General features: G+C 71.3%; 30 protein-coding genes, 4 tRNA genes and 3 pseudogenes. 8 read left to right on the top strand and 29 right to left on the bottom strand.

Going from position 1 to position 26419, the window contains the following annotated elements:
• Window positions 1-237: 237 nt before the first annotated feature.
• Together ACZ7OH_RS04725 and ACZ7OH_RS04720 are read right to left on the bottom strand one after the other, a co-directional pair.
• Entirely contained in the window at window positions 238-1764 is a 1527-nt protein-coding gene (locus ACZ7OH_RS04725; protein ID WP_470279619.1) for a sugar transferase, read from the bottom strand.
• 691 nt (window positions 1765-2455) lie between these two features.
• Window positions 2456-2527: transfer RNA gene (locus ACZ7OH_RS04720), tRNA-Val, on the bottom strand.
• 394 nt (window positions 2528-2921) lie between these two features.
• Between ACZ7OH_RS04720 and ACZ7OH_RS04715 the strand changes: the two genes are divergently transcribed.
• From ACZ7OH_RS04715 to ACZ7OH_RS04700, 4 genes are all read left to right on the top strand, one after another.
• Complete coding sequence (locus ACZ7OH_RS04715) at window positions 2922-3347, top strand: SsgA family sporulation/cell division regulator (protein WP_033293569.1); 426 nt, start codon at window positions 2922-2924, stop codon at window positions 3345-3347.
• A gap of 136 nt (window positions 3348-3483) precedes the next feature.
• Window positions 3484-3556: transfer RNA gene (locus tag ACZ7OH_RS04710), tRNA-Gly, on the top strand.
• A gap of 23 nt (window positions 3557-3579) precedes the next feature.
• Window positions 3580-3650: transfer RNA gene (locus ACZ7OH_RS04705), tRNA-Cys, on the top strand.
• Between the two features lies 1 nt (window position 3651).
• Window positions 3652-3726 (top strand) — tRNA-Val (locus tag ACZ7OH_RS04700).
• Window positions 3727-3783: 57 nt separating this feature from the next.
• Here the strand turns inward: ACZ7OH_RS04700 and ACZ7OH_RS04695 are convergent.
• A complete protein-coding gene (locus ACZ7OH_RS04695) occupies window positions 3784-3936 on the bottom strand; it encodes a hypothetical protein (protein ID WP_470279618.1) in 153 nt (50 codons plus the stop codon).
• An 8-nt stretch (window positions 3937-3944) separates the two neighbouring features.
• The gene (locus tag ACZ7OH_RS04690) at window positions 3945-4505 is read right to left on the bottom strand and encodes a hypothetical protein (protein ID WP_470279617.1); all 561 of its coding nucleotides are present in this window, start codon (window positions 4503-4505) and stop codon (window positions 3945-3947) included.
• A gap of 179 nt (window positions 4506-4684) precedes the next feature.
• On the opposite strand from ACZ7OH_RS04690, the pseudogene ACZ7OH_RS04685 reads away from it, so the two are divergent.
• The 3 genes and pseudogenes from ACZ7OH_RS04685 to ACZ7OH_RS04675 all read left to right on the top strand — a co-directional run.
• Window positions 4685-4927, top strand: a pseudogene (locus ACZ7OH_RS04685) (VOC family protein); the annotation flags it as partial.
• Window positions 4928-5349: 422 nt separating this feature from the next.
• The gene (locus ACZ7OH_RS04680; protein WP_470279616.1) at window positions 5350-5595 is read left to right on the top strand and encodes a hypothetical protein; all 246 of its coding nucleotides are present in this window, start codon (window positions 5350-5352) and stop codon (window positions 5593-5595) included.
• A 67-nt stretch (window positions 5596-5662) separates the two neighbouring features.
• Window positions 5663-6856: a GAF domain-containing sensor histidine kinase gene (locus ACZ7OH_RS04675; RefSeq protein WP_470279615.1), complete on the top strand. Its 1194-nt coding sequence runs from the start codon at window positions 5663-5665 to the stop codon at window positions 6854-6856.
• Window positions 6857-6863: 7 nt separating this feature from the next.
• Here ACZ7OH_RS04675 and ACZ7OH_RS04670 read toward each other — a convergent pair whose 3' ends face one another.
• The 15 genes and pseudogenes from ACZ7OH_RS04670 to ACZ7OH_RS04600 form a co-directional block, all read right to left on the bottom strand.
• The gene (locus tag ACZ7OH_RS04670) at window positions 6864-7226 is read right to left on the bottom strand and encodes a response regulator (protein ID WP_470279614.1); all 363 of its coding nucleotides are present in this window, start codon (window positions 7224-7226) and stop codon (window positions 6864-6866) included.
• Window positions 7223-7507: a winged helix-turn-helix domain-containing protein gene (locus ACZ7OH_RS04665; protein WP_470279613.1), complete on the bottom strand. Its 285-nt coding sequence runs from the start codon at window positions 7505-7507 to the stop codon at window positions 7223-7225. Before ACZ7OH_RS04665 ends, ACZ7OH_RS04670 begins: the two co-directional genes overlap by 4 nt.
• Complete coding sequence (locus tag ACZ7OH_RS04660; protein ID WP_470279612.1) at window positions 7477-7914, bottom strand: response regulator transcription factor; 438 nt, start codon at window positions 7912-7914, stop codon at window positions 7477-7479. Before ACZ7OH_RS04660 ends, ACZ7OH_RS04665 begins: the two co-directional genes overlap by 31 nt.
• A gap of 38 nt (window positions 7915-7952) precedes the next feature.
• A complete protein-coding gene (locus ACZ7OH_RS04655) occupies window positions 7953-8483 on the bottom strand; it encodes a signal peptidase I (protein ID WP_470279611.1) in 531 nt (176 codons plus the stop codon).
• Between the two features lie 9 nt (window positions 8484-8492).
• On the bottom strand, window positions 8493-9032 hold the full coding sequence (locus ACZ7OH_RS04650) for a hypothetical protein (RefSeq protein WP_470279610.1): 540 nt from the start codon (window positions 9030-9032) through the stop codon (window positions 8493-8495).
• A 1-nt stretch (window position 9033) separates the two neighbouring features.
• On the bottom strand, window positions 9034-9687 hold the full coding sequence (locus ACZ7OH_RS04645) for a TasA family protein (protein WP_470279609.1): 654 nt from the start codon (window positions 9685-9687) through the stop codon (window positions 9034-9036).
• Between the two features lie 408 nt (window positions 9688-10095).
• The gene (locus ACZ7OH_RS04640) at window positions 10096-10470 is read right to left on the bottom strand and encodes a hypothetical protein (RefSeq protein WP_470279608.1); all 375 of its coding nucleotides are present in this window, start codon (window positions 10468-10470) and stop codon (window positions 10096-10098) included.
• 1164 nt (window positions 10471-11634) lie between these two features.
• Window positions 11635-12117: a DUF3592 domain-containing protein gene (locus ACZ7OH_RS04635; RefSeq protein WP_470279607.1), complete on the bottom strand. Its 483-nt coding sequence runs from the start codon at window positions 12115-12117 to the stop codon at window positions 11635-11637.
• 215 nt (window positions 12118-12332) lie between these two features.
• Complete coding sequence (locus ACZ7OH_RS04630; protein WP_470280326.1) at window positions 12333-12575, bottom strand: hypothetical protein; 243 nt, start codon at window positions 12573-12575, stop codon at window positions 12333-12335.
• The gene (locus ACZ7OH_RS04625; RefSeq protein WP_470279606.1) at window positions 12467-12700 is read right to left on the bottom strand and encodes a TetR family transcriptional regulator; all 234 of its coding nucleotides are present in this window, start codon (window positions 12698-12700) and stop codon (window positions 12467-12469) included. The genes ACZ7OH_RS04630 and ACZ7OH_RS04625 overlap by 109 nt, the downstream gene beginning before the upstream one ends.
• Before the next feature lie 75 nt (window positions 12701-12775).
• Entirely contained in the window at window positions 12776-13780 is a 1005-nt protein-coding gene (locus ACZ7OH_RS04620; protein ID WP_470279605.1) for an NADP-dependent oxidoreductase, read from the bottom strand.
• A gap of 1 nt (window position 13781) precedes the next feature.
• Window positions 13782-14225: a class I adenylate-forming enzyme family protein gene (locus ACZ7OH_RS04615; RefSeq protein WP_470280307.1), complete on the bottom strand. Its 444-nt coding sequence runs from the start codon at window positions 14223-14225 to the stop codon at window positions 13782-13784.
• A gap of 45 nt (window positions 14226-14270) precedes the next feature.
• Window positions 14271-14393 (bottom strand): annotated as a pseudogene (locus ACZ7OH_RS04610) (hypothetical protein); the annotation flags it as partial.
• 68 nt (window positions 14394-14461) lie between these two features.
• Window positions 14462-15250 (bottom strand): annotated as a pseudogene (locus ACZ7OH_RS04605) (class I adenylate-forming enzyme family protein); the annotation flags it as partial.
• Window positions 15247-15639, bottom strand: coding sequence for a hypothetical protein (locus ACZ7OH_RS04600; protein ID WP_470279604.1), 393 nt, complete (start codon window positions 15637-15639; stop codon window positions 15247-15249). The pseudogene ACZ7OH_RS04605 and the gene ACZ7OH_RS04600, both read right to left, overlap by 4 nt.
• 441 nt (window positions 15640-16080) lie before the next feature.
• Here ACZ7OH_RS04600 and ACZ7OH_RS04595 point away from each other — a divergent pair, with 441 nt between their 5' ends.
• Complete coding sequence (locus ACZ7OH_RS04595) at window positions 16081-16608, top strand: hypothetical protein (RefSeq protein ID WP_470279603.1); 528 nt, start codon at window positions 16081-16083, stop codon at window positions 16606-16608.
• Here ACZ7OH_RS04595 and ACZ7OH_RS04590 read toward each other — a convergent pair.
• The 10 genes from ACZ7OH_RS04590 to ACZ7OH_RS04545 form a co-directional block, all read right to left on the bottom strand.
• Complete coding sequence (locus tag ACZ7OH_RS04590) at window positions 16574-17026, bottom strand: phosphate signaling complex PhoU family protein (RefSeq protein ID WP_470279602.1); 453 nt, start codon at window positions 17024-17026, stop codon at window positions 16574-16576. The two genes, ACZ7OH_RS04595 and ACZ7OH_RS04590, sit on opposite strands and share 35 nt — an antisense overlap.
• A 45-nt stretch (window positions 17027-17071) precedes the next feature.
• Window positions 17072-17329, bottom strand: a complete 258-nt coding sequence (locus ACZ7OH_RS04585; protein ID WP_470279601.1) for a hypothetical protein — start codon at window positions 17327-17329, stop codon at window positions 17072-17074.
• Window positions 17330-17885: 556 nt separating this feature from the next.
• A complete protein-coding gene (locus ACZ7OH_RS04580; RefSeq protein ID WP_470279600.1) occupies window positions 17886-19262 on the bottom strand; it encodes a hypothetical protein in 1377 nt (458 codons plus the stop codon).
• Complete coding sequence (locus ACZ7OH_RS04575) at window positions 19259-19840, bottom strand: FHA domain-containing protein (protein ID WP_470279599.1); 582 nt, start codon at window positions 19838-19840, stop codon at window positions 19259-19261. The genes ACZ7OH_RS04580 and ACZ7OH_RS04575 overlap by 4 nt, the downstream gene beginning before the upstream one ends.
• 5 nt (window positions 19841-19845) lie before the next feature.
• Complete coding sequence (locus ACZ7OH_RS04570) at window positions 19846-21111, bottom strand: vWA domain-containing protein (protein ID WP_470279598.1); 1266 nt, start codon at window positions 21109-21111, stop codon at window positions 19846-19848.
• On the bottom strand, window positions 21108-21881 hold the full coding sequence (locus ACZ7OH_RS04565) for a protein phosphatase 2C domain-containing protein (RefSeq protein WP_470279597.1): 774 nt from the start codon (window positions 21879-21881) through the stop codon (window positions 21108-21110). The genes ACZ7OH_RS04570 and ACZ7OH_RS04565 overlap by 4 nt, the downstream gene beginning before the upstream one ends.
• A complete protein-coding gene (locus tag ACZ7OH_RS04560) occupies window positions 21878-24052 on the bottom strand; it encodes a serine/threonine-protein kinase (RefSeq protein WP_470279596.1) in 2175 nt (724 codons plus the stop codon). The genes ACZ7OH_RS04565 and ACZ7OH_RS04560 overlap by 4 nt, the downstream gene beginning before the upstream one ends.
• Window positions 24049-25137 carry a hypothetical protein gene (locus ACZ7OH_RS04555; protein WP_470279595.1) on the bottom strand — a complete coding sequence of 363 codons (1089 nt, stop codon included), beginning with the start codon at window positions 25135-25137 and terminating at the stop codon, window positions 24049-24051. Before ACZ7OH_RS04555 ends, ACZ7OH_RS04560 begins: the two co-directional genes overlap by 4 nt.
• A 131-nt stretch (window positions 25138-25268) precedes the next feature.
• Window positions 25269-25673 carry a hypothetical protein gene (locus ACZ7OH_RS04550; protein WP_470279594.1) on the bottom strand — a complete coding sequence of 135 codons (405 nt, stop codon included), beginning with the start codon at window positions 25671-25673 and terminating at the stop codon, window positions 25269-25271.
• A gap of 11 nt (window positions 25674-25684) precedes the next feature.
• Complete coding sequence (locus ACZ7OH_RS04545; protein WP_470279593.1) at window positions 25685-26281, bottom strand: hypothetical protein; 597 nt, start codon at window positions 26279-26281, stop codon at window positions 25685-25687.
• Window positions 26282-26419: the final 138 nt, after the last annotated feature.

Genomic DNA, 26419 nt, shown 5'->3' with positions numbered 1-26419 from the left:
CGGGCTCGCCGGGCGCGGACGACCTCGGCGAACGGCGCAGTACCGACCGCGCGGCGGGAGCAGGGGCCGCGCGGCGAACAGGGGCGGCCCGGCGGCCTGATGGGCCGTCGAGCGGGGCCAACCCGCCCTTTGGGGCCGGAGCCCGCCACACCGCGCGCACCCCGAAACGCGAGCACGGCCGCCGACCCCCTCGGCGGGGATCGGCGGCCGTGGTGCGCGATGCGCGGCCGGGACGGGTCAGTAGGCGCCCTGCCCACCCATCACCGCGCGGAACGTCTTCCACAGGATCACCAGGTCGAGCGCCAGCGACCAGTCCTCCACGTACCGCAGGTCGAGCCGGATGCTCTCCGCCCACGTGAGGTCGCTGCGGCCGCTCACCTGCCAGAGCCCGGTGAGGCCCGGCTTCACCAGCAGCCGGCGGCGGGCGTCCGGCGCGTACTGCGCCGTTTCCTCCGGCAGCGGGGGCCGCGGGCCGACGAGCGACATCTTCCCGGCCACGACGTTGAACAGCTGGGGCACCTCGTCGAGCGAATACCGGCGCAGGAAACCACCCACGCGGGTGATCCGCGGGTCGCGCTTCATCTTGAACAGCGGGCCCGCGCCCTCGTTGTCCTGCTCGAGCGTTTTCCGGATTGCGTCGGCGTTCGTGACCATCGTGCGGAACTTGAGCATGGTGAACGTCGCGCCGTCGCGGCCGACGCGGCGCTGGCGGTAGATCACCGGGCCGCGGTCGTTGAGCTTGATCGCCAGCGCGATCACGAGCAGCAGCGGGGAAAGCAGGGTCAGCAGGAACGCCGAGCCGGCGCGGTCCACGATCTCCTTCACCACGCGGCGGCCGCCGGTGAACATCGGGGCCGTGACGCGCAGCAGGGGCATCCCGAGCACGCCGGTGACGTTGAGCCGGGGTCCCGCGACCTCCATCAGGACGGGCGCCACGACCATCTCCGCGCCGGTGCCCTCCATGTCCCAGGCCAGGCGCTGCAACCGCTTCGGCGTCCAGTACTGGTCCGCGGTGATCGCGACGACGCGGTAGCCGCCGCGCCGCACGTACCGGGACAGTTCTTCCAGCCGCCCGACGACCGGGACTCCGTCGATCTCGCCGCTGTCGCGGTCGGCGCCGTGGCCCGTGAACGTGCACGCCGCCTCGACGCGCCACCCGACGTGGGCCTCGGACTTGGTGCGCGCGATGAGGTCGGCGACGGTTTCCGGGCTGCCCGCCGCCATCACCGGCAGCAGGCAGAGTCCCTTGGCGCGCTTGCGGTGCAGCACCTGGCGCAGCAGGTACCGCTGCGGGAAGGCGACGAGCGCGATGGCCGGGACGACGACGAACACCCAGACCTGGACCTCGAGCGCGCCGAACAGCAGGCCGCCGAGCGCGACCAGGACGGCCGCGGTGATGAAGCCGCGGCCCAGCGTGCGGTACTCCTCGGCGCCTTCGCCGAGCACGCGCGGGCTCCACGCCCGGCTGGCGGGCAGGGAGACGAAGATGGCGAGGATGGTGCCGAAGGCGTGCATGTCGTGCGGGGCAACGCGATCGATGACGAACGCGCTGATCGCGATCACCAGCAGCGTTATGAAGACGTCGCTGCCGATGACCCAGGCTCTGTACCTCGCCTCCCAGGCCGCCGGGAGTGCCTTGGGGGACGGCGTGGCGGCCGCGTCGGCCGTCAGGTCGTCCCGCTGGGCGGGGCGGGGAATGGCCTGGAGGTCGATGTGCGGCGGTGGCTGGCTCACCGTGTACGACGGCCGCACCGACTCTTCCATCTGACCTCCCGGGACCAGGGATCGGGTTTGGGTCCGCACGCACGCTGCGTCACCGGAAGTGATTTCGTACAGTCACCACTACTGGATCTCGCGCTATGCCCACGGAGGGCTTCACACGGCAAGGTATCGGCGACTCTCTCAGCATCGTTACAAGGATTTCCAGCCACATGCCGTGCGTCTTTCCCGCCAGAAAATGGCCGCAAGATAACAAGACGATGACGATGCGTAATAGCGCGTATCCCCGGAAAAACTACGGAACGTAGTCAACAGAGCGATACCCGCACCCGGGTGGACCCACGCTCTTCCGAACGGCCGAACGGAGCCCGCGGCTCTACTGTGGACACTGCGCGGGCCGGCCGGTCCACAGTGGACCCGGACGCCCCGCTCGCGCCGACGACCACCGGACCCTCACAGGCCCGATTCGTTCCACAGAAGACTGCCGCGCCGACAGTTCTCAGAGGCAGTTCCGGACGGCCCGCGCAACCGCTCTTGTCAGGCCATACGGACGACCTGAACGGATCGTTCACTCCGTTTCGCGGTGGTGAGCGCCACAGCCGTGGCCAACCTCACAAAGGTGACCATGGCCGGGGGTCCGGGGGCGTCCCCCGGCGGGGCGTGGGGGCTCGGCCCCCACAAGACAGAGAGCCCCTGTTCGCACGTCCGGCGAACAGGGGCTCTCTCTGCGAACTCGTGGGCGATACTGGGATCGAACCAGTGACCTCTTCGGTGTGAACGAAGCGCTCTCCCGCTGAGCTAATCGCCCGCTCGCGGTGTTGGGGAGAACACTAGCTTACGACTTCCGGGCGCCTGCAAATGGGTGGTCTCGGACGACCACACTCCGCTTACCGGCGAGTACGGAACGAACAACCCCGAGCTAGCCGGGGTTGTGGCCGGCGGGGGCCGCCCGACACGACGTTCGACATCCGTGCGACGGTGCTATCGCCCGGCGACTAAACCGCGCAGTATGGAGAGGTGGGCTCACACGGGGCGCGCCGGTCGATCGCGCGTCGTGCGGGTGAACACGGGCGCAAACGGGGGCTGATGGGCCCGTACGGGTGATGTGCGGCGCACCTGCGACGGAATCGGCCTCCCGATGCGTCCCATGTGGTGACGCCCTCGGCCGGGCCGGGCCGGGAAGGGAGACGAAGGGTAGGACGATGCGCAACGATCACGTGACGCTCCGCTCGACGGCGGTCTTCGACCTGCTGGCGCCGCGGACGCCCGCGGTTCCGGTCAAGGTGGAGCTGCGCTACGACACACGCGACCCGTACGCGGTCGTCGCCGCCTTCCGCACCGGCCGCGCCGGCTGGGTCGAGTGGGTGTACGCACGCGACCTCCTCGCGGACGGCCTCTTGGCCGACGCGGGTGACGGGGACGTCCGCATCCGCCCTTCGGTCGAGGACCCCGAGTCCGTACTGATCGAGCTGAACTCGCCCTCCGGGCACGCCATGTTCGAGGCGTCCGCCCAGGAGCTGGCCGACTTCCTCGACCGGACGTACGACGTGGTCCTCCCGGGCAACGAGCACCTGTGGGTCGACGTCGACGACGCGCTCACGCACCTGATCCCGCACGATCTGGCCTGATGACGGGCTCGCAACGGCTCAGTGACACCCCGGTGTCGGAGCCGTTTCCGGGGTCCGATATGGTTTTCCCACACCACGGCGACGGGGTGAGCGACAGGGCCGCGGCCCCGAAACTCCCGAACCGCAGCCGAGAAGTGCGGATGTAGCGCAGCTGGTAGCGCATCACCTTGCCAAGGTGAGGGTCGCGGGTTCGAATCCCGTCATCCGCTCGGAAGGCTCTCGGGCCTGTCACGGTGGAGTGGCCGAGAGGCGAGGCAACGGCCTGCAAAGCCGTGTACACGGGTTCGAATCCCGTCTCCACCTCGCGCGATTAGCTCAGCGGGAGAGCGCTTCCCTGACACGGAAGAGGTCACTGGTTCAATCCCAGTATCGCGCACCACGTGTTTTCGCAGGTCAGAAGCCCTGTTCCTCCTCGGAGGGGCAGGGCTTCTAGCTGTCAGTCGGCGACGATCCGGCGATGGCCCCAGACCCGGGCCCGCTGGGACCGCAGGTGCGGGAACCACGACACCAGTTTCGCCCGCTCGCCCGGGTACAGCGACGCCAGCGACCGCCAGCGTTCCTCCAGCGCATCCAGAATCTGATTCACCATCGCCGGCGTCACGTGGTCGTAGACCCGCGCGATCCTTCGTGGAACGTGAAAGTCGGCAGGATCGGGCGCCGCTCCCCCGCCCCGGCATCCTCCAGCTCGACCCCGTCCCACCCCGGCCGCCAAAACCGAAGCCGGAAGTTCGACCGCCGCCACGGATGCCCCTCCGGCGTGCACAACACGAACGGCTCCCGATGGCTGTCCATCAGCTCCTCGTACAGCACCGCGATCCCCGGAGGCAGAGCCACAAACCGAGTCCCCACAGGGGTTTTCGTTCGTCCCTTCTTCGGTCGCGAGTTGCCACGCCGCGTCGGCGGGCGCTGGCGACCGTCCGAATGATGATCACCACTCTTCCGGCCTCCTTTGTAGACCTTCCCGCCGACCTCCTTCAACGGCGTCCTGATCTCGATCCCACGCCGCTCCGAGTCGTACTCATGCCACTGCTGCCCGACAAGTTCACCCCAACGGGCGCCGGTATGGAAGTCCATCAGGCACAGCACGAACCCCGACATCCCCAAACCCAGCTCGTGGAGCCGCATCGCCGCACGCAACGCCTGCGCTGGCGTGCCCACCAACCGCTCGGTGTCGTACTCCCCTTGGACACCCGGACACCGTTGCACGGGTTGGCCGGGATCATCCGAGCCCGGACAGCGCCGTTGAGGATGGTGGAGAACAACGCGAAGTACGACGACACCGACGACTCGGCATAGTCCTCGTGCAGCTGCGACAGCCACCTCTCGATCTCGACGTAGCCGTTGAAGATCGCGATCAACGGCCACGCCCGCCACTGGGGCAGCAGCTGGTTATCGATGAAGGACCGATACTTCGCGATCGTGTGCAGGGCGCCGACCGGATGGCGGCACTCGAAGCAGAGTGCCAGCGGCTGACCGCTCTCGGCGCCACCCGGGTACGCCGCTTCGAGCCCGAACCGCCGCTCAGCGCCGGGTTCATCGTGATGACCGACCCCGAAGGCAACGAATTCTGCCTCGACTGACAGCAAAGCGAAGCGCATGACCGGCTTGGGCCGCCGCCCGTCCAGCCGAGGGCTGCGCCCGTGGCATTGACCGCACCAGTTGCCCGGTGCTTCGAGACCGGCGGAGTATCTCCGCCCAGCCCGCCGACGCCGGGTTCCAGCCGCGCGGCGAGCGGTCCGCGGTGGGCTCGTGGCTGAACCGTCCGCGGACCTGGGTCGCGGAGAACCGGGGGCCGTGGGCCGCTGTCCGCCGACTTGTGCACCAGTGTGTTGCCACGCGCCCGGAATCGCCAGCGTCGAACGCCTGTCGCGGCACTTCTCAAGCGTTCGGGTGAGCGGGCGCGTCACCCCCGCCGGTGACGACGTGTAACGGCGCTTTGCACCGCCGCGACTGCTCCACCAGCGCGGTAGCCCGCCACCGTGCTCGATCGAAGGTGCTTGCGATGATGTCGTCCGCTGTCCGCTTTGAGCTCTCCGCGCCTACCCGAAGCCGTTTCGACGCCGTGCCGTGGGCCATCGCCGCGCTGGGGTTGGTGATGCTGGCGTGGTCCCTTTCGGCGCTCGCCGGGCTGCTGGGCTCCGCCGTCGTCGCCACGGTCGTCGTCTTGCGGCGCGCCGCCCACCGCCTCGACGCCATCGTGGCCGACGAGCTCGGCCCGTCGCCGGGTGGCGGTCCGGCTTCCGGGTGACGCGCCGCCATCACTGGATCGGGTTACCAGGCAGGACGGCGAGCCACCGCGCTTCGATACTGGGACCGTGAACAGGGACGCGGAGCTGGCCCGGGTCGGCGCCGTACGCGCGCTCGATCTGCTCGACACTCCCGCCGAAGAACGGTTCGACCGGATCACCCGGCTCGCTCAGCACACGTTCGGCGTGCCCATCGCGCTGGTTTCGCTGGTGGAGCTGGACCGGCAGTGGTTCAAGTCGTGCGCCGGGCTCGACGAGCGCGAAACCCCGCGCAGCGCGTCGTTCTGCGCGCGGGCCATCGAGCGCGACGAGCTGATGGAGATCCCCGACGCCCGCCTGGACCCCCGCTTCGCGGACAACCCGATGGTGACCGGGCCACCGCACATCCGGTTCTACGCCGGGCAGCCGGTGAGCACGCCGTCCGGGCACAAGGTCGGGACCCTGTGCGTGATCGACCGCGAGCCGCGCCACCTGTCCGCCGCCGATCGCGACCGGCTGGGCGATCTGGCGCGCTGGGTCGAACTCGAGGTCGCCGTGGTGCAGGCGCGGCGGGAGGCCCACCGCGCCCGCGAGGTGCGCGAAGAACTCCTTTCCCTGGTCAGCCACGAGCTGCGGACACCGCTGACGTCGATCCACGGGTCGCTGGAGCTGGTGGCGTCCGGGCGGTTCGGCGAGCTCGGGGACCGGGCCGAGCGGCTGGTGGCGATCGCGGCCAAGAACACCGACCGGCTGATCCGGCTGTCCAACGACGTGCTCGACCTGACCCGGCTGCAGGGCGGCGGGCTGCGCCTCAGACTGTCCGATGTGGACCTTGCGGGCGTCCTGGAAAGCGCGGTGGACAGCGTCGAAGGCGTGGCCGAGCGGATCGGGGTGCGCATCGAGCGCACGGGCGGCACGAGCCCGGTCCGCGGCGACGCCGACCGGCTGGTGCAGGTCTTCACCAACCTCCTCGCCAACGCGGCGGCCGTGGCACCGGCGGGCAGCGCGATCACCGTCGACGCCCGCGACGACCAGGCGTGGGCCGAGGTGTCGGTCCGCGACCGCGGCCCGGGCGTGCCGCCGGGCGACGAGGAGCGCATCTTCGAGCCGTTCGCCCAGGCAGGCGTCCCCAGCGGTGGCGCGGGGCTGGGCCTGGCGATCACCCGCGGCATCGTGCACGCGCACGGCGGAACCGTCCGGGCCGGCGCGGCCGGCGACGGCGGCGGCGTCTTCACCGTCCGGCTCCCGGCCGCCGGGCCCGAGGTCGACCGCGCCTGGTGGTGAGCCGGGGTCAGCCGTCCCAGTGCAGCAGAACCGCCAGCTGGGCCCCGATGCCCAGCGCGTCGAACGGCTTGGCCAGCACGCCGAGCGCGCCCAGCTCCACCAGCCCGGTCGTGTCCGGGGCCGCCGTCAGGAACACCACCGGCAGCACCGCGTTCGCCGCCCGCAGTTCGCGCAGCGTCCGGCGGCCGTCGTAGCCCGGCATTTCCACGTCCAGCACCACCGCGTCCACCCCGCCGCTGCCGCAGCGCCGGACCGCTTCCGCGCCGCCGGCCGCGGTTTCCACCCGCCAGCCCGGTGACGCGCTCAACGCCAGGCTGAGGACCTCCCGCACGTCCGGGTCGTCGTCGACCACCAGCACCGTGTGCGTCACCGGGCACCCCGGTCGATCCGGTAGCCGACCCCGCGCACCGTCGCGATGATCCCCGGTGCGCCGGCCGCCGCGAGCTTGCGGCGCAGGTTGGACAGGTGCACGTCGACGGCGTGGTCGTCGGCCAGCCAGCTCTCGCCCCACCCCCGCCGGCGCAGCGCATCGCGGCTGCTGACCGCGCGGACGTTCTCAGTCAGCGCGTTCAGCAGCTCGAACTCGATCCGGGTCAGCTCGACGTGCTCGCCGGCCACTGTCACGTCGCGGGCTTCGAGGTCGATTCGCACCGGGCCGACCTCCCGGTCCGCGGACCGCTGGGGGGGGCGCCGAGCGCGCGTGGCCGGCGCAGCATGGCCTGGATGCGGGCGACCAGCTCGCGCGGGGAGAACGGCTTGGTGAGGTAGTCGTCGGCGCCGCTGGCCAGCCCGACGAGCTTGTCGACCTCGTCGGACTTCGCGGTCAGCATGACGACGTAGGCGTGGGAGAAACCGCGCAGCCGGCGGCACACCTCGAGCCCGTCCGGGCCGGGGATGTTGAGGTCGAGCACCACGACGTCGGGGTCCCACGCCCGCAGCTCGGCCAGCGCGCGCTCGCCGTCGGCCGCGGTGCGCACGTCGAAGCACGCGTCGTCCAGTGCCAGCTCGACGACCTCGCGGATGCTGTCGGTGTCCTCCACCACGAGAACCTTCGCCATGATCGCGATTGTGACCGGGCGGGGCCGCGTCGGCAGTGTCAGCGGCGATCCCACAGCGCCCTCTTCGCCGCGACGAGCAGGCACAACCCCGCGAAGACGATCACCAAGGCGCGCACGGCGCCGTACTGGCCGAGCAGCGCCGCCCGGCCGATCCAGGGCACGTGCCCGGCGACGACGGGCACGGTCGCCGAGGTGATGCGCAGGCGCTGCGGGTCGGCGGCGGCGTTGTTGTCGCCCTTCGTGCGCACCAGCGGCTCGTTCCCCGCCCGGCCGACCTCGACCACGCGGTGGGCGTACCGCTCCCCCGGCGCGTCCGGGCGGGGCAGCACGACGACGTCACCGACTCCCACCGATCGGGCGTCCACCTGACGGGTGACAAGGAGGTCGCCGGGCGCGAACCCGGGCTCCATGCTCGGCGACAGCACGGGGGCGAAACCGAGCCGGAGCACGAACACGGCGAGCGCGCCCGCGACGGCGAGCACGGCGGCGGCGCCGAGCAGGACACCCGGGAGCCGGCGTGCCCGCCGGGGCCCGCGGTGCCGTCCGGGGGCGGGCGCGGTGGTGACCATGGTGGGCTCCTACGAGTTCGAGGTGGTGGCGGCGCGGGCCTGCGCGCGGGAAACGGCGACGCCGACCGTCGCGGTGGTGATGACGCCGCTGCCGAGGAGGGCGATCCGGAGGCTCAGCTGGTCGCCCGCGGCGAGCGCCCGGGCGGCCGCCGTCGCGCCGGAGCCCGAATCGGCCAAGGCGACGACGGTGCCGGAGCACGTCCCGGTCGTGGCCGACCAGGTGCCGCCCGCGCAGGCGTCCAGGCGGACGCCGGCCGGGAGCAGGCCGCCGGTGACGGTGACCGTGTAGGTCTGCCCGGACAGGGCCGCGGTGCCGCTGTTGCGCACCGTCGCGTACCGCGGCGCGGTGTCGAGCACCCCCCACGACACGGTGAGCGGTTTGCCGGTCTGGACCGCGCCCGTGCTGTCGGCCAGCACGGCCGACCAGCTCAGGGTGGTCGCGCGGCCCGTCGCCGGGACGGTGGCCAGGCCGGCTGCGGCCGCCGCGGCGGGCACGGCGGCCAGTGCGGCGGCCGCCGTCAGCCCGGCGGCCCAGGACCGGCGCCCCACCTCAGGAGTTGGTGGTGACGGCCGAGCGCTGGGTCTCGGCGAAGGTGTAGGTCAGGTTGGCGGTCAGGCCCTGGATCGTCGCGGCGGGCAGCGCGCCGTTGACCGTGGTCTCGGTCTGGTCGGGTAGCTGCACGGAGACCTGCAGGTGCTGCACGCTCCCGGCGGCGACGGTCGAGACCAGCTGCTGAGCGCTGCCCAGACCGCTCAGCGCGGTCGCCGGGAGCACGGTCGCCGCGGTGCCGGAGCACACGGCGGTGGTGGCGGTCCAGGTGCCGCCGACGCACTGCTTGACCGTGACCCGCAGGGCCTTGGTCGTCGCACCATCGGTGACCAGCGCGCTCGAGCCGGTGGCCGCGACCTGCATGGTCAGCGCCTGGGCGTCGAGGCTGCCGCCGCTGGTCAGGTCGACGTAGCGGTTGACGACGTCACCCGGCGCAAGGTTCGTGATCGCCTGGTCGAAGCCGGCGCCGTTGGCGGCGAGGGTCAGCTTGAGGGTGCCGCTGCTGACGGTCTCGGGCGTGGCGTTGGAGGCGGTCGCCGAGAGCGTCGCCCAGACGCCGGCCCCCATCGCGGCGAGCACCGCCCCGCCGACCACGGCGAGGGCGACGGGACGCCAGGCGGAGCGGCGGCGAGCGGGGAGCGAGTGGTTGGCCATGGAGATCCTTGTCCCGGAAGCACCACCCGGTGTGGTGCGCTGGAACCAGCGTCGGCAACGGACCTCCACCGCCCCTCCGCCGTTCCTCAAGATTCCCTCAAGAACCGTCCGGCCGGTCAGCCAGACCCGCCGACGATGGCTCCAGCCGGGGCAGCCGGTCGACGGGGACCTCACCGAGCAGTTGTCCGCCGGACTGCCGACGAGGTGACGACCTCGAATCCGTTACTGTGCTGCCCGGTCCAGCCGGCCCGCTGATCAGCGACTTCGGCCTCGCGTTTCTCGTCGACGCCGGGCTGGGCGGCGAAGTCGAAGTCCGCCAGCGTCCAGGCGGGCCTGATCCAGCACTCGCGGGAGGGCGTCGGCAGCCGTATCCAGCTTGAGATAGGACAGGTGACCGCGCAGAAGTGATCAGTCCTCCTTGGACTCTCTGGTAGGTGCCCTGTCCAGCCTGGCTGCGGTGGCGGCGTAGGCGGACAGGTCGATCACGACGTGGACCGCCGCGGTGAGGCCGCGCAGCTTCGCTGCCTCGGCCGGCGCCGCCGAGGGCGGTCGGCGGGTCTCGTGGGTGCAGGGTCGCTCATGGCTGAACGCGGCCATCGCCGCCTGCTCGAGCGCGACCACGTGTCCCTCGTCGCGGATCGCCCGCCCGGCCCCGTCCGCGGCCCGGTGGTGGACCGCGACCGTCGCGATCCGCAGCTGCTCGGCGCCGAGCCGGTGCCGGACCTGGACCTGGGCGCCGGCCAGGCCGGGCGGGACCGAGTAGGCGTTGCCGCGGAAGGCCACCAGTGCCTGGGCGCTGACAGTGCTGGCGAGGTCGAACTCGGCCGGGAACGCGACCAGCGGAGCCGGGTGCAGAAGCGACCTGCGCGAACGCCGCGGCGATCGACCCCGACGAGGGGTAGCAGACCGTGGCCATCCGGTCGAACCGCCAGACCTGCGTGACCCCGCCCGGCCGCCGCACCACCGCGTCCAGGGCCTCGACCAGGTGCGGAAAGTCCTCGGCCTCGGACGGAACGCCACGCCACTTGCCCGAGTGCGCCAGCGCACCGACCAGCAGATGTGCGTGCTTTCCGTTGCCCCAGCCGGGTGGTGGGTCCGGCAGCTCCACCCAGTCCCACTGGGTCTCGTCGCCCGGCGGATGGGTACTCGAGGAACGGCTCGATCAGCGTCGGCTGCGACCGACGCCGCTTGCCCGGCTCGCGCTCGCCGGACAAGTAAGCCCGGACCGTCTTGCGGTCCACCCGCAGGTGGCGGGCGATCGCCGAGATCGACCAGCCCTGCTGACGCAACGCCTGCGCGTGCACGTCTTCCTCCCAGGACAGCATCCGGCCTCCAGCGACGATCCACGGTGACCAACACCGCGAACCCTCACCGCAAGCCGGTGAGCAGCGCGGATGCCACGCCGGAACGGACACATACCGGGGGAAGTTGATCTAGTACCGCTGAGGCGAATCATTTGGCGCGAACAGCGCATAGCGATCCGGGCACGAAAGGACTGCGCCATCGGACCGTCCGGCAATGGCGCCCGTCCACCGATACGACGGGACCCGAGCCACGACGGCAGCCACGAGCGTGCGACCGAAGCCGAGGCGCCGGTACTCGGCGGTGACGTGGACGTAGTCGAGGGTGGCCTCTCCTCCAGGCGAGGTTCTCGACGCCGTGGACGGCTGATCGAAGGACCTCCGCCCCGGCAAGTTCGGCGTGGGCGAGCTGGAAGGCAAGCACTTCGAGATGAGCGACCACCGCATTCGGGATACCGGTGCCGCGTGCTCGGGCCGCGACACGACGTTCAGCGAGCGAGGCGCGGGTGACGAGGCGGCTACCGCGCAGCTCGGCCGTCAGAGCGATGCACCGCTCGACCGGGACAGCGCCTCTGTCCCGAGATCAGTGGTCGTGGCGCCCAGCGCGCGAGGGAGGCCGGGCCCCGCTTCGCATACCCCGGCAAGCTCAAAGCTGCTGAAGCCGCGTATACACAAAGAACGTGATGGCCGCGATCGCCAGCGCCGCAGCCAGGCCCACCATCCCGTTGCGGGAGCCGGAGAAGTCCAGGGGCTCGCGGGTGTCCCAGAGCGTCCGGTCCGGCCGTTCGGGGTCGTAGCGGACGCGCAGCTCTTCCCCCGGGCGCAAGCCGGGATCACGGGGAAAGTCAGACAGAAGCGCGACGACGTCCCGACCCGAGGCCGTGACGAACCGGACGCGCACGTTGTAGCCGCCGCGGATGTCGACCCGCTCCGTGACCACGGCTGGCGCCTCCAGCGCTCGTCCGCGAACGTCGTTCTCGTACTGCTGGACAGCAACTGCGCCGAGGCCGGCGGCCGCCGCGAGTGCAAGCCCGGCCAGCAGGATCCCGAAGGCGACCCGGGTGCCCAGAACCGCGCGGTACGGCGGTTTCCGCCGCCAAGGAGAAGGGATGCCTTCGGCCTCGGTCACGGGCGGACGAGGTGAACCCGGGAGGCCGACAGTCGGGGCGGGCCCGCCCGGTGCGGTGAAATCGCCATCCGAGGATCCTACGGGCTCCGCCGTCGACACTCACGCCTTTCGAAGTCGTTCGAAGGCCGCCGGACCGGATCTCCCGGCCCCCGAGCACCGCCTTCAGCTGGTGCCGGAAAACCAACTCTGCACCGTCGGTGCGGCTCCCCGAGTACTCAGTCGGCCCGACCCACGCCGTCGAATATCGCGAGGACATTCCGGATGCCCTGCTCCAGTAGCTCGTCGGCCAGCCGCCGGTCGGTGACGGCACGGGACAGCTGCATCGTCCCGACCATCATCGCGTAGACGCTCAGCGTCGTGGTCCGAGCCGACATCGGGTCCTCCGGCGCGAGGCGGGCGGCCATGTCGTCGATGATGCCCAGCACGCCCTCGGTATACGCCTGCCTCGTCGATTCCACGCACCGAACGATCTCGTCCAGCAGCGCGGCGGAAGGGCAACCCCCACCCGGGTTGTCTCGACCAGGTCTTCCTTGGAACCGAAGTGAGCGTAGAAGGCACCGTTGGTCAGCCCGGCGTCCGACATGAGCGTCGCGACGCCGGAGCCGTCGATGCCGTCACGCTTGAGCCGGCGACCGACCGTCTCGACGATCCGGCGTTGTCACGGCACGATGGCGACAACGACCTTGCCCGCCTTCGTGTGCCCTTCCTCGACGTGGGCCAGCGCCTCGCGCGTTTCGGAGAACGGGAACGTCCGGTCGATCACCGGGCGCAGCTCCCCCTTGTCGTAGAGGGCGCCGAGCTCGCGCAGCTGCGCACCGCTGGCCCGCATGAAGAAGAACTCGTACCGCACCCCCAGGGCCTTGGCCCGCTTGCGCACCTTGCGGCTCAGGAAGTTCATCACCGCGCCCAGGAAGAACGGGGCCCCGAGCTGCTTGGCGAATCCGGCGTCCGGCGGACCCGCGACGCCGATGGCGAGGCCGCCGGGCTCCAGCACCGTCAGCGACTTCTCCAGGTTCGCCCCACCCAGGGCGTCCAGCACCAGGTCGTAGCCGGACAGCACCTTCGAGAAGTCTTCCTTCGTGTAGTCGACCACGACGTCGGCGCCGAGGTCGCGGACCAGGTCGATCGTCGGCGTGCTCGTGGTGGTCGCCACCGAAGCGCCAAGGTGCTTGGCGAGCTGGATGACCGTCGAGCCGAGGCCGCCGGCGCCCGCGTGGACAAGCACCTTCTGCCCCGGCCGCACGTTCGCCCGCTCGACGAGGATCTGCCAGGCGGCCAGCGCCACCAGCGGCACCGCGGCCGCCTCGTTCAGCGTCAGCGACTCCGGCTTGGGCGCGACGTCGTCCTCGTCGATCGCGATGTACTCCGCGAACCCGCCGATCCGCAGATCGCGTGGACGGGCGTAGACCTCGTCGCCGACCTGGAAACCGCGGACGGCCGGACCGGCCTTCGTCACGACGCCGGCCACGTCGTGGCCCAGCACGAACGGGGTCTTGTACCTCAGGAGCTGTTTGAACTCCCCGTTGCGCACCATCTTGTCGAGAGGGTTGATGCTCGTGGCGTGCACGCGGACCAGGACGTCACGGGCCCCGACCGCGGGCTCGGGTACCTCCGCGGCGCGCACGGTGTCCTTGCCGTACTTCTCGACGAAGAATGCCTTCATGTCAGCCAGCTTTCTGGGTGATCCGGTGGGTGGACCTCAGGGCACCCTTGTCGATCTTGCCGACCGGGTTCTTCGGGATGGCGTCGAGCACGACCAGTTCGGTCGGCCGCTTGTAACCGCTGAGGCTCTCCGCACAGCGTGCTTTCAGCGTCTCGATGTCGACGGTCCGGCCGGGGCGCGGCTGGACGTACGCGACGACCACCTCGCCCCACTTTTCGTCGGGCACGCCGATCACGGCCGCTTCGAGGACGGACGGGTCGCCGATGAGCACGTCCTCGATCTCCTTGGGGTAGATGTTCTCCCCGCCGCGGATGATCATGTCCTTCGACCGCCCGACCAGGGTCAGGTAGCCGTCCGCGTCCAGGTGGCCGACGTCGCCGGTGTGCAGCCAGCCGTCGACGACGACCCGGGCCGTGTCCTCCGGGCGGCCGAGGTACCCGCGCATGACGTTGCGTCCGCGTACGACGACTTCACCGTCCACACCGGACTCGACCGGCGTACCGTCCGGGCCGAGGATCCGGATTTCCTGTCCGGGGAAGGCGATTCCGACGGTCCCGGCCCGCCGAGGACCGTCGACCGGGTTGATCGTGGAGGCACAGGTTCCTTCGGACAAGCCGTCCCCTCGATCAGGGGAAACCCGTAGCGGCCCTCGAACCTGGTCAGCAGGTCCGCGGAGGCGGGTGCCGCGCCGCAGATGCCGAACCGCAGGGAAGAGGTGTCCGGCCGGACGGCGCCGGGCAGCGCCGCCAGCATGCTGTAGATCGTCGGAACCGCGCTGAAGTACGTGGGACGGTGGCGTTCGACGACGTCGAAGAACGTCTGCGGGCTGAACCGGTCGGCGATCACCACGCCGGCACCGGCGAGCAGCGGCATGAGCACGCTGACCACGATGCCGTTGACGTGGAAGAGCGGCAGGATCAGCAGGCACCGGTCGGCCGGCCCGATGTCCAGCGCCCGGCGGCCCATCTCGGCCATCGCGTCGAGGTTGGCGTGGTCGAGCATCACGCCCTTCGGGACGCCGGTCGTGCCGCTGGTGTAGATGAGCAGCGCCAGCGCGGAGGGATCCGCGGGGACGGCCTGATCCCGTTGCGCGCTCGCTTCGGACAGGTCGCCGACGGTGACCGTGGTGATCTCGCCGGCCGCAGCCGCGCCGGTTTCGACCACCAGCAGGCGGGCGGCGGAGTCGTCGAGCTGCCGGGCGACCTCGACGTCGGTCAGGCTCGGGTTCACCGGCGTCACGGTCGCGCCGATCCGCCACGCCGCGAAGAGCAGGAGCACGAACTCGATCCGGTTGGCCAGCTTGAGCGCGACGACGTCGCCTGGGCCGATCCCGTGCTCCCGCAGGTACGCCGCGGTCGCGCGAACCCGGCCCAGCAGCTGCACGTTGGTCAGCGACCGGGTCCCGTCCGAGACCGCCGCGCCCCGCGGATCGGCCTCGGCGCGGCGGTCGGGCAGCGACGCGAAGTTCATGGCTTGCTCACCGAGTTGGCCGGGTTCAGCTGCCGGGTGAGGAACTCCGTCTGATCGCGGACCAGCGCCTCGAACGGCTCACCGAGGTAGAAGTCGAAGTGACCGGCGTCGTAGGTCTTGACTTCGCCGCGCGGGGCGGTCCGGGCGTAGCGCAGGGTCTGGGCGGGCGGCGTGACGCTGTCGGTGTCACTGACGCAGAAGAAGATGGGGATGGTGATCCTCTTCGCGGCCCGCCCGGGCCGATAGCCGGCGATGGTCGGCACGACCCGGGCCGCGACCTCGTTGCGGAACGTCGCTCCCGGCGGGACGAGTGCCTGGTATCCGGGCAGCGCGTCCGGCGCGTTCATGAGCGCCGGCGACCCCGGTGCGGCGGCGAGCCATCGTCGCACCCGATTCCGTCCCGCGGCCGACACCGCCGCTCCTGTAGCACTTACCACCGTACTGTAACCTCGTTACGGTTTATGTAACTCGTCGAAGGTGATGTGCCGGAACCCGCCGCCAGTACCCCCGGGTGGCGAACTGGCCGGTGCAGTAGATCACCGGGACGCCGGTGCCGGTGACGGCCAGAGCCGTGTCTTCGACCGACACCATGCCGGTCCAGGTCGCTGCGGTCGAGGAAGCGTTGTTTGTCATGTGGCTACCGTCGACGGCTTGCCTGACACCACCCTGACTCGGTCCTGACACGGCGTGCCGCAACCCTGATTTCCCCCTGATTCCGATCGTTTTCCGGCAGTTCGGCGCGCCCGCTCCCCGAGAATCGGACGGACCGTCCAAGGGGGGTTGCCGTGCTTCAACCGCTCACAAGACCACGTGCCGTGGTCTTCGCCGTCGTGATTCAGCTGTTGACCGTGGTGCCGTTCCTGCTGTCGATCATCGTCGTCTGGACCTCCGGCGCGGAGGCACAGGCCGCGGCCGAAGCCGAGCTCGCGCGGCAAGGTGTGCCCGCTTCCCTGCTCGCCGAGCACGGCGTCAGGTTCGGCTCGAACACCGCCGAAACGCCCTTGCCGGCCGCGATCATCTTGGTTCTCGTCGTGCTGGCGCTGCTGAACCTGGCCGGCCGGCGGGCAGGCCAGGTGCTGTCCTGGATCTTCCACCCGCTGCTGGCCGTGGCCGGAGCGCTGATCGTGCCGGCCCAGCTGTTCACCGCCACGTTCCTCGCAGCGAGCTTCCGCGACTCCGGCGATCCGGCGCTCCGCCAGGTCGACGTCCCGAAGCTGGTCGACGCCGCCCGCGCGGCCATGCCGAGCTGGCTTCCGGTCGTCGACGGCGCGAAGCTCGCCCTGACCACGGCCGGGTCGCTGGTGGTGATCGTCCTGCTTGCGCTCAGACGACCTCGTCCCAGACGGGATGACCGGTGACGACGATCGCGGTCTGACGGGCGAGGGACACAGCATGGTCGGCGAAGCGCTCGTAGTACCTGTTCAGCAGCGCGGCGTCGACCGCCGCGGCAATCCCGTAGGGCCAGTCGCGGTAGCCCAGCGTGGTGAACAGAGTCCGGTGCAGGTCGTCCATCTCGTCGTCCAGGCCGACCAAGGCAAGGGCCAGGATCACGTCGCCGGTACGGATCGCGTCGCCGGCCAGCCTCGCCAGCCACACCGCGATCCGGCCCATGCGGTCCAGTTCGGACAGTGCGCGCAGCGAGGCGAGCACCATCCGCAGGTCGGTGGCGACCGGAGCCCGCAACGCCAGGACGACATGCGCCCGCTCCTCCACCGCGGAGCGGGCGCGGGCGAACCGAGCCGCCTCGGTGAGGACCACTCCGGCCAGCTCGCGCACGACCATCCTGCTACGCCCGAAATACGACAGGTCAGGGGAACCGGATCACACCGCTGACGGCTGCCGACGCCGTTTCTCGAGCAGGGTGAGGTTCTCGGTCAGCCGCCACAGCTTTCCCACCGCTTCCGGCTCGACCGCCGCCGCGGACGCCTTGGCGGGCGGGCGGCCGACGTAGTAGCCGCCGTTCAGCACCTTGCGGTCCGGGTCGGCGAGCCGCGCGACGGCTTCGGCGCCTTCGGGAACCGGGCGGCCGCGATAGCTGTAGTGCGGCAGCATGCCCGTGGCGATGATGCCCGGGTGCACAGCTCACCACCTCACGGATCCTCGGCCGGAACTCGCCCAGCGCCGTGGTGAACATCGTGAGCGCGAGTTTCGACCGCGCATAGGCCGCGCCGCGGTTGTAGCGGCGTTTCAAGTCAGGTCGTTCCAGTTGATCCGCCCGCCCCGGTGCAGCGAGGAGGTCACGTTCACCACGCGGCTCAGCGCGTCTTCGAGCAAGCGGGTCAGCAGGTAGGGCGCCAGGTAGTTCACCTGCAGGACCTGTTCGTAGCCGTCCTTGGTCGTGATCCGGCTCGGCGGCCCGGCGATGCCGGCGTTGTTAGTCCGCCACCGCGGGCTGCAGGCGGCATTTGTCGACGCCGGACTCGAGCAGCCGCTCGCGGGCTTGCTCGCCTTCTTCTTTGCTTCGGGCGTGCGTGATCACGGTCGTTCCACCGGTGGCCGGCCGGCACCGGATCAGCTGGCCGGTCGACGTGGCGCACACCGCGCGGGTGCCCCTTGACGCCTCCTGTGCCCATGCTCCGAGGGAACCGCGCCGGCACCACCCGCACAAGAAGCGGCACCCCGAACATGCGCCGGATCAACGGTATTCGGCCAGCCGAGGACGGACGCCGAGGAACACCAGGGCCGCGATCAACAGGACGAGGACCGCGGGCAGAAGGCCGGTCCAGCCGCCGGTTTCGCTTTTGCCGTCGGCCACCGCGCCCTCGAACGCCTTCTGGTTGATCGCGATCAGCGCCGTGAGCGCGGTGTCGTACTGCGCGAAGTCGTAGTTGGAGTTCCCCGGCGTGGTCCGGATGCAGAACAGGATCGCGCCACGCAGGTCGCCTGCTGTGGCCATGGCGCGGATCTTGCGGTCGTCGAGCTGGTAGGCCTGATACGCCGCCAAAGTCTTCTCCGCGGCTTCCCGTTCGCCGGGGAAAGTGATGTTCTTCAACTCGGCGCCGAAGAACCCGGTCATCCGGACATCGGAATGCCGTGCCTGGTACGCCTTCAACGCGTCAGCGAGCGCCGCGTCGTAGTGCGACAGATCGGCGCCCACTCCGGCGAGCTGCACCGACTTGTCCGAAAAGGACCGCTCGTGGGTGGTGGCGCCCGCGGGGTCGACGAGGTACCGCGACTCGTCGGCGTTCGCGTCGTAGCTGACCGCGCGGGCCTGGGACAGCGCGACGATCGAGTCGAAGGCGCTGCTCTTGGCCACAGCCAGGTGGTCCGACTCGTCGGCGAGCACGACGGTGCCGCCGATGGTCAGCCCGGCGCCGAGCAGCATGGCCAGCACAAGCGGAAGGTTGAGCCGCCGCCGCAGCTTCAGCCGCAAGTACAGCTGCGCGCCGGCCAGCACGAGCACCAGCGCGATCCCGATGACCAGCACCCAGGCCCGCGCGGTCACCGTGTCGTCCACCGCGGACTCATAGGTGTCGTTGAGGAGCTTGTGGTTGGCATCGGTCAGCTCTCGTACGGCGCGCAGCGTGTCCTGCATGCCGTCGGTGGCCTGCCGGTAGACGACGAGGGTGGCCGGGCTCGGCCGGCCCGCCGCGGCACCCTGGTCCAGCAGGATCACCTGCCCGGCAAGCGTCTGATAGCGCCCGAACCGGTCGAGCACCCCGCGCACGGCCTCGTGCGCGGAGGAGTCGGTCGCGATCTGCTGGAGGTCGGCGTCGGCCTGCGCGCGCCGCTGGTCGAACAGGTCCAGCGACTGCTTGCTGATGGCCGCGAACTCCGGGTCGCCGCCGACCAGCAGCACGTTGGCGAGCTGGGCGTCGGCGTCGGCTAGGGCGAAGGACAGGTCGGTGGCCGCACTCACCTGGGGCGCGGCCCGGCCGCCGATCACGTCCAAGCCATCACGGACACCGGAGGTCACCGAGGCGAGCACGATCCCGAGGACGACGGCGAGCAGCACTGCGCCGGCGGCGAAGGTGCGGATCCAGTGCGGGGTCGTCCAGCTGCCGGGGTTCATCGGGTTCCGTTCGCTCTGAGGATGATGGTGGTCCACGCGCCGACGTGGATCCGGTCGCCGTCGGCCACCGGCACCGCGACCCCGGGCGCCAGCGCCGCCGGGTCGTCGTTGAGGGTGGTCCCGTTCGTCGAGCCCGGGTCGGTCAGCGTCCAGCCGCCGTTCGGGGCGGTGCGCAGGACGGCGTGCAGGTGGGACACGCCGGGATCCTCGGGTGGCCCGGTCAGGTCGATCTCCGGCTGCAGCCCGCGGGAGCGGCTGCGGCGGCCGATCCGCACCTCGCCCGGCGAGAGCCGGACGGTCCGCTCGGGATAGGACTCGGGAAAGGCGATCTCCTCGTCGGGCGAGGTGATGGCGGCGAAGTACTCGCGGTCGGCGGTGACCACGGCGGACCAGCCGCCGTCCCCCGCGACCAGGTCGTATCCGCAGCTCTCGCAGAATCGGCCGGATGTCGGCTCGCCACACGACGGGCACGCCGTCTCCGGTGCCGACGGTGCCTCGGGTGCGGTACCGAGCTGGTGGCCGCAGACGTCGCAGAAGTCGGCGGCCACGGACTCGTGGCCGCTCGGGCAGGCGGGCACGGCGATCAGCTCTTGCGCACGCGAGAGGTCTTGGTGGATCGGGTGTCCAAGGTCATCGCGTCGGCCGCGGCGATCCGCGACTTCAGCCGGACCGTGCCGGTCACCGGGTCCTCGACGTCGACGACCTTGGCCAGCAACGCCGCGGTGTCCGCGTTGCCCGACGCGTTCGCCAGCTGCACGGCTCGCCCGAGCTTCGCCGTCGCGCGCTCGACGTCACCCGCGCGCTGCGCGGCCATGCCCTCCTGGATCACGCCCGCCAGCTCGGCCTGCCCGGTGTAGTGGGCGACCTCCTTGCTGATCCGCGTCGACAACGCCGGGTCGTCGGTCCACACCGCCTTGACCAGGCCCTGTGCGAGCACTTCGTCACCGGCGACCAGGCTCGCCCGGGCCGCGAGCATCACGTCACCGATCCGGCCGGGCACGACCTCGACGCAGAGCTGGTAGTCGCGGCTCTCGGCGCCCCACGAGCCGATCGGGTAGTCCCCGGTCCGCGGGCCGGACTCGGTGCGCTGGCCGGTCAGGTCGACGACGTCGGGCGCGACCTGCTTGACGAACTTGACCTTCGCGTTCTGCGGGGTCCACAGCCGCAGCGCCACGTCGGCGACCGACTTGCCCATGGCGGCGGTGGCCATCGCGCGGAAGTCGGCGGCCAGCCCGGCGGGGTCGGCCACGATGTCGACGGTGCCGAGCAACGCGGTCGCGACCCGGCGTAGCTCCGCGACCTCCCAGGCGGTGCCGACCCCGCGGCAGTCGCAGACGAACCGGCCCGCGCACGCGGCCAGCACCCGCTCGAGCTCTTCGGGCTCCTCGTGCTCGTTGCGTCCGTCGGTCAGCAGGATCACGTGCTTCAGCGCGCCGTCGCGGCCTTCGAACAGCTGCGACGCCAGCGAAAGCCACTTCCCGATCGCCGTCCCGCCCTCGGGCTTCAGCCGCCGCACGGCCGCCTTCGCCGCCGCCCGCGTCTTCGCGCCGGCGGCAACCAGCCCGGCCGCCGGGTAGACGAGGCGAGCTTGTCCTGTTCCGGCGACGACGGCGAACTCGACGCCGTCGCGGAGGGAGTCGACGGCCGCCTCGGTGGCCCGGATCGCCGCGGCCATCTTGTCGCGCGGGTAGTCCATGGACCCGGAGCAGTCCACGACGACCACTTCCGCCGCGGCGGTGCCTGCGGTCGATACCGCGCCGGAGGCGGCGACCGTGAGCACGGCGTTGACCTCGGTGACGCCGTCGGGCAGGTATTCGTTCTGGTAGACCTCGATGGCGAAGCCGGTCATGATCCACTCCTGGTCGTGGTGGGCGGGAACGGCAGCACCGCGACGGTGATGTTGTCGTGCCCGCCCTGGTCGTTGGCGTACCGGACGAGCCCGGCGGCGGCCGACGCGGGATTCGAGGCGGTCCGGAGGTGGTCGCGAAGTTCACGCGCTTCGCCGAGGTAGTTCCAAAGACCGTCGCTGCACAGCAGCACGGTGCCCGGCTCGGCCGGGGTCAGCGTCAGCTCGCGGGGGACGACTTCGCCCGCGTCCGCGCCGAGCCACGCGGTGAGCACGTGCCCGACCGCGTCGTCCTCGGTGAGCAAGCGGCACTCGGTCTCGCCCAGCCAGTAGGCGCGGCTGTCCCCGACCCAGCCGATCCGCACCTCGGCGCCGCTCAGCACAGCCGAGACGTAGGTGCACGCGGGCGGTTCGGCACACCCGGGGGCCAGCGCGGCGACGGCCTCGGCCGCCGCGCCGACGGCGTCCCCGGTGTTCCCGCCGGCGGCGAGCACGTCGGCGGCGGTTTCCGCGGCCAGCCGGGCGGCGTCGTCCGGCCGGTCCGAAGCGGACACCCCGTCGCAGACGACCGCGACGAGCCGCTCCCCCGCGCGGATCGCCAGCGCGTCCTCGTTCCGGTGATGGCGGCGGCCGCGGTCGCTGACGCCGGCGGCGACGCCGAGGTCCAGCTCCACGTGGTCGCGGCCGGCCGGCTGGGCCAGTCCGCAGCGCTCGCAGAAGTTGTCGCCGGGTGCCACGGTTTCGCCGCAGCCCGGGCAGTCCACTGTGGTCACAGCCAGGTCACCGGCCGGACCGCGTTCGCCTGGTCGACCAGCGCGACGCGGTCGCGCTTGCCGGTCGCCAGCCGTGCCAGCGCGCGGTAGGAGCCCTCCAGGGCCCGGCACAGGTCGCGCTCGGTGAGCGGTGAGCCGAGCACCTGGCCGCCGTTGCCGGGTCCCTGCCGGGTCGTGACCCACGCGCGGGCCGCGCCGAGCAGTTCCACGGCCACCCGTGCCCGGCGCAGGGCGTCCAGCTCCAGGGTTTCCAGCTGGGCGGACGCCTCGACGAGGTCGGTCTCGGCGAGCTCGACCGGATCCCGCTCGTGGGTCCGAGCGCGCACCGCCGCCAGCTGGGCCGCCACGTGGAAGCTCGAGGTGGGCGGGACGGAGATCAGCGCCGCCACCGCGCCGGCTCGGTCGTTCAGGCGCAGAAGCACCCGTGCGAGGCCGAACGCGGCGCTGACCTGGGTGCGGCCAGTGCGCCACACCGTGTCGTAGTACTGCGCCGACCGCCGGAACTCGCCTTGGCATTCAAGAACCGCCGCGAGGGCCAGCTTCGGCGCGGCCTCACCGGGAAGCGTGTCGTAGACGGCGTCGAACCGGCGCTCCGCCGCGGCGAACTCGCCCGCGCCCAGCGCGGCGACACCGTGGTACCAGTCGACGCGCCAGTCCCACGGATCGTCCCGGCGCACCTCCTCCAGCACCGTCACGGCCTCGTCGCGGCGGCCCAGCTCCAGGTGGGCACGGGCGATCCGGAGCTTCACCTCCACGGTGGACACACGAGCGTGCGTCAGGGTTTCCAGCAGCGTCTCCGGATCGTCCGCCGCGACAGTGGCGAGCAGCCCCGCGGCCGCGTCGGCGTTGTCCACCTGCGGCACCGGAAGAGCGGTGACCAGCTCGGCCGGGTCGATCGGCGCGGGCCACGTCTCGTGGTCCGCGCCGAACACGCGGCGCTCGGCGCCGAACACCGCCGAGACACCCGGTCGCGGCTGTCCGTCCTCAGTGGACAGCACTTCGCGCAGCACGCCCGTCAGCTGCTCGGCCATTTCCTCCGCGGAGGTGAACCGCCCATCCGGATCGGCCGCGGTGGCGCGGTGCAGGAACCGGTGGAACGAGTCGTGCCGGGCCAGCAGCGGGACGTCGGCAGCCGTCGGCAGCCGGTCGCGGAACGCACCGGTGTAGTCGAAGTTGAACGTCAGCACCGCCAGCGTCCGGCCGACCGTGTAGAGGTCGGTGTCGATCGCCGGGCCCTCGTCGCCGAGCTCCGGCGGGCAGTAGCCGTCGGTCTTGTAGACCGCGCTGTCTTCGTCGTCGAGCCGTCGGACGGCGCCGAGGTCGATGAGCTTCAGCTGTTCCTCGGACTGGATCACGTTGTCCGGCTTGAAGTCGCAGTAGAGCAGACCCTTGGCGTGCAGGTAGCCCAGCGCGGGCAGCACCTCCAGCGCATAGGCGATCGCCACGCTCACCGGCAGCGGCCGCAGGTGCCCGCTGCCGTCCCGCTCCGCCCGCAGCTGCTTGAGCGACTGTCCGCCGACGTACTCCATGACGATGTAGCCGACCATCGTGCCGCGCGGGTCCGGGTGCTGGACGAAGTTGTAGATCTTGACGATGGCCGGGTGTTCGACCTCGGCGAGGAACCTCCGTTCGGCGACCGCGGCGGCCATCGCCTCGGCGTCACTGGTGTCCAGCAGGCCCTTGAGCACCACCCAGCGGCCGTTGACGTTGCGGTCGCGGGCCAGGTAGATCCAACCGAGACCGCCGTGGGCGAGACAGCCGAGCACCTCGTACTGCCCGGCGACGACGTCATCCGAGGCCAGCTTGGGCGTGAACGAGTAGGCGGCGCCGCAGCTGGTGCAGAAGCCTTCGGGCCGGCCGGGCTTGCCGTCTCGGCCACGCCCGACCGGAGCGTCGCACGCGTTGCAGAACCGCTTGTGCTCGGCGACTTCCGGGTTGTCCAGCACGGCCGACGCCGGGTCGCGGTACGGCACCGGCGGCACCTCGACCAGCCCGGCGCCCAGGTGCCCGCGGCGGGTCGACCGGGTCGAGCCGCGACGTGATCCACGACCGGTGCGGGTGCTCACCGGCGTGGACACCGGTGGCGGCGCGGAGGCTGGAGCCAGGCCGCAGACGTCACAGAAGCCGTCCTGGATCGTGCCGGTGCAGCCGGCTCTGCCGCAGGCGCTCATCGCGTGTTCCCCCTGTCGTTGACCGCTTGCTGGTAGGCCAGCACGGCCGCCGTCGCCGCCGCGAGGTCGCAGGGCGCCGACCAGAGCAGGCCGTGGGCCCGCCGGTGCAACCCGGCGAGTCCGGCGTCCTCGCTGTGCCCGAGACGGGCAGCCTTGATCCGGTAGGCGTCGAGGCGGCCACGTAGTTCCGCGCGGCGGTCGAGCAACCCTCGCGCGTTCTCCTCGGCCTCGCGGGCCCGTTCGAGTGCGGCGTCGGCCGAACTCCGCAGCTGGGCCAGGCCCGTCGCCAGCCGGCGGAGATCCCTCGTCGCCGCGACGTCGTCGAGACGCCGCGTGAGCACCGAGGCCGCGCCGGGTACTTCGCCAAGCGAAGTCGAGATCTTCGCGCGGGCCAGCGCCGTGACCTCCCGTGCTCGCTGCTCGGCGCCGGCCAGCCGCTCCAGCGTCCCGCGCAGGCCCGCGATCTCGATGTCGCGGTCGCGCCGGAGGCCGGCCAGCTCGTCGATCTCCCGCCGGACCGCGTCGAGCTCGGCCGTCAGCCGGGCGATCCGGCCGTCGCCGGTGGGCAGGGACAACGGGTCCGAGAACGCCCGGGCCCGCAGGTCGGTCACCTCGTCGATCAGCCGGGACAACGCGGCGTCGCCGAGTTCGGTGGCGGTCGCCGCGCGGAGCTGTGCGTCCGTCCGGTCCAGCCATGGCACGTACTCCGACCAGATCCGTTCGGCCGCTGTGACGACCTCGGTGACGGCGTTCAGGCCCGTCGTGATCGCCGCGGCCAGTTCGGCGGCCGGGCCGCGCACGAGCACGGAGACCTCGGCGAGCTCGTCGCTCTCCCGAGCCTGCCGGACGACCGCGCGGTAGCGGCCGAGCCGCTCCCACAGCTCGCCGAGCGCCGACTTCGCGGCCGACCAGCGGACGAGCGTCGTCCCCGCGGACGCGGTTCCTTCGAGGAAACGCCGTCCCGGGTGGTCCTCGAGCTCCACCAGCGCGGCCGCGAACGCGTCGCCGTCGGCACGCAGGCGGCTCAGCGCCTCGTCGGCTTCCCGCCGGCTCATCGACGCTCCGGCCGTGTTCGCGGCTGCCACGTCCCCTCCGCTCCCCCGAACCCCAGGACGTCGTTGTATCCCCGGGCGTCCCCGGCCGACCACAACGAAGGCGTCAAGATCCCGCGGCAGCGCGTGAAAACGGCATCAAGACACCTGGAGCGACCGAATGGTTACGCAGGTGAAGAAAGTTCTCCGATCGGCACCGCGAGACTCGCGTCCCGCGGGCACCGCCACAGCGCGTTCCCGTCGTCGAGCACGACGACCATGGGGTGCCGGTGCGTCCGGTCGAGGCAGCGGGGCCAGGTGACGCTGTGTCCTTCGGCGAAGACGTTCTCCAGCACCAGATCCTGGGTGAAGTCCGCCAGGGCACTCAGCCGTTCGGCCGCCGCGGCCGCCTCGTCGAGCGCGAGGACGCCGATCTGCTCGCCGTCGACGCGCAGCCAGGCCAGGAGCCGGGGATCCCCCGCGATGCGGTGGGGAGCCCCGGCTTCGGCGTGCAGCCCGGCGGCGAGGAGGTCGTGCCGGATCGGCCGGAACTCCTCGAGGACGTACTCGTTCTCGTCCGCGGTCTGCATGTTCGGTGGCCTCAGATGTCGTACTTGCAGGTCAGGTAAGCGTAACCACCCTCGGTCGGGTGCGCCGCGGAGTGCCACACGAACAGGAACGACACGGTCGCGCCGCCCGGCATGGTGTAGGTGCCGCCGCCGACCACCTGGAACTTGCGGGGCAGCGGGCCGTGGAAGTTGTAGTTCCACGGTTCGGTGTGCGGCGCGTACACATTGGCCTGCCGGTTGTTCGCGTAGATCTGGGCCGACAGCACCACCACGCCGAACCGTGAGTTCGCCGAAGTCAGCTTGACCACCCACGGGATCCCGTGCGCCGCCGACGACTGCACGGTGATGTTCGCGACGCCGTTCGACGGGAAGGTCCCGTGGCAGGCCGGATACGCGGCAGCGGCAGCCGCACCGGACGGCCGTGCGGCGGACGTGCCGTCCAGCGCCTCGGTCAGCTGCCGGCCTTCCGGGCTGTCCAGGGTGCCGCCGCCGGCGGGCGCACCCGCGGTCGCCCAGGCCTTGAGCAGGTGCTGGACGTCGTCGGCCGGCGCGGCACCGGCCGGGACTGTGGCCAGCGCCAGCCCGCAGGCCGTGGCGAAAGCCGTGACAAGGACGCGAAAAGAACGCATAGGTGTTTCCCCAGTGGTAGTTCGTGTTCGGAAAACCGAGCCTAAGGGATGTCTCGTAACTCGTGTTGTGGTTGGTGGGGCTGGTGTTGCCGGTCAGTTGGCGAGGAGGATGTTGTGCAGGTGCGCGATGCCGGACAC

It is taken from the genome of Amycolatopsis sp. NPDC114478 (genome assembly GCF_055633805.1).
The sequence above is the reverse complement of the archived record's forward strand: the minus strand, read 5'-3'. Positions and strand labels throughout refer to the sequence as shown.

Bases quoted from the DNA above. Each gene is read 5' to 3' on its own strand.
- ACZ7OH_RS04725 (WP_470279619.1), bottom strand. From the start codon at position 1,764: ATGGAAGAGTCGGTGCGGCCGTCGTACACGGTGAGCCAGCCACCGCCG.
- ACZ7OH_RS04715 (WP_033293569.1), top strand. From the start codon at position 2,922: ATGCGCAACGATCACGTGACGCTCCGCTCGACGGCGGTCTTCGACCTG.
- ACZ7OH_RS04695 (WP_470279618.1), bottom strand. From the start codon at position 3,936: ATGGTGAATCAGATTCTGGATGCGCTGGAGGAACGCTGGCGGTCGCTG.
- ACZ7OH_RS04680 (WP_470279616.1), top strand. From the start codon at position 5,350: ATGATGTCGTCCGCTGTCCGCTTTGAGCTCTCCGCGCCTACCCGAAGC.
- ACZ7OH_RS04660 (WP_470279612.1), bottom strand. From the start codon at position 7,914: ATGGCGAAGGTTCTCGTGGTGGAGGACACCGACAGCATCCGCGAGGTC.
- ACZ7OH_RS04655 (WP_470279611.1), bottom strand. From the start codon at position 8,483: ATGGTCACCACCGCGCCCGCCCCCGGACGGCACCGCGGGCCCCGGCGG.
- ACZ7OH_RS04645 (WP_470279609.1), bottom strand. From the start codon at position 9,687: ATGGCCAACCACTCGCTCCCCGCTCGCCGCCGCTCCGCCTGGCGTCCC.
- ACZ7OH_RS04625 (WP_470279606.1), bottom strand. From the start codon at position 12,700: ATGTCGGACGCCGGGCTGACCAACGGTGCCTTCTACGCTCACTTCGGT.
- ACZ7OH_RS04620 (WP_470279605.1), bottom strand. From the start codon at position 13,780: ATGAAGGCATTCTTCGTCGAGAAGTACGGCAAGGACACCGTGCGCGCC.
- ACZ7OH_RS04615 (WP_470280307.1), bottom strand. From the start codon at position 14,225: ATGCGCGGGTACCTCGGCCGCCCGGAGGACACGGCCCGGGTCGTCGTC.
- ACZ7OH_RS04580 (WP_470279600.1), bottom strand. From the start codon at position 19,262: ATGAACCCCGGCAGCTGGACGACCCCGCACTGGATCCGCACCTTCGCC.
- ACZ7OH_RS04570 (WP_470279598.1), bottom strand. From the start codon at position 21,111: ATGACCGGCTTCGCCATCGAGGTCTACCAGAACGAATACCTGCCCGAC.
- ACZ7OH_RS04560 (WP_470279596.1), bottom strand. From the start codon at position 24,052: ATGAGCGCCTGCGGCAGAGCCGGCTGCACCGGCACGATCCAGGACGGC.
- ACZ7OH_RS04550 (WP_470279594.1), bottom strand. From the start codon at position 25,673: ATGCAGACCGCGGACGAGAACGAGTACGTCCTCGAGGAGTTCCGGCCG.
- ACZ7OH_RS04545 (WP_470279593.1), bottom strand. From the start codon at position 26,281: ATGCGTTCTTTTCGCGTCCTTGTCACGGCTTTCGCCACGGCCTGCGGG.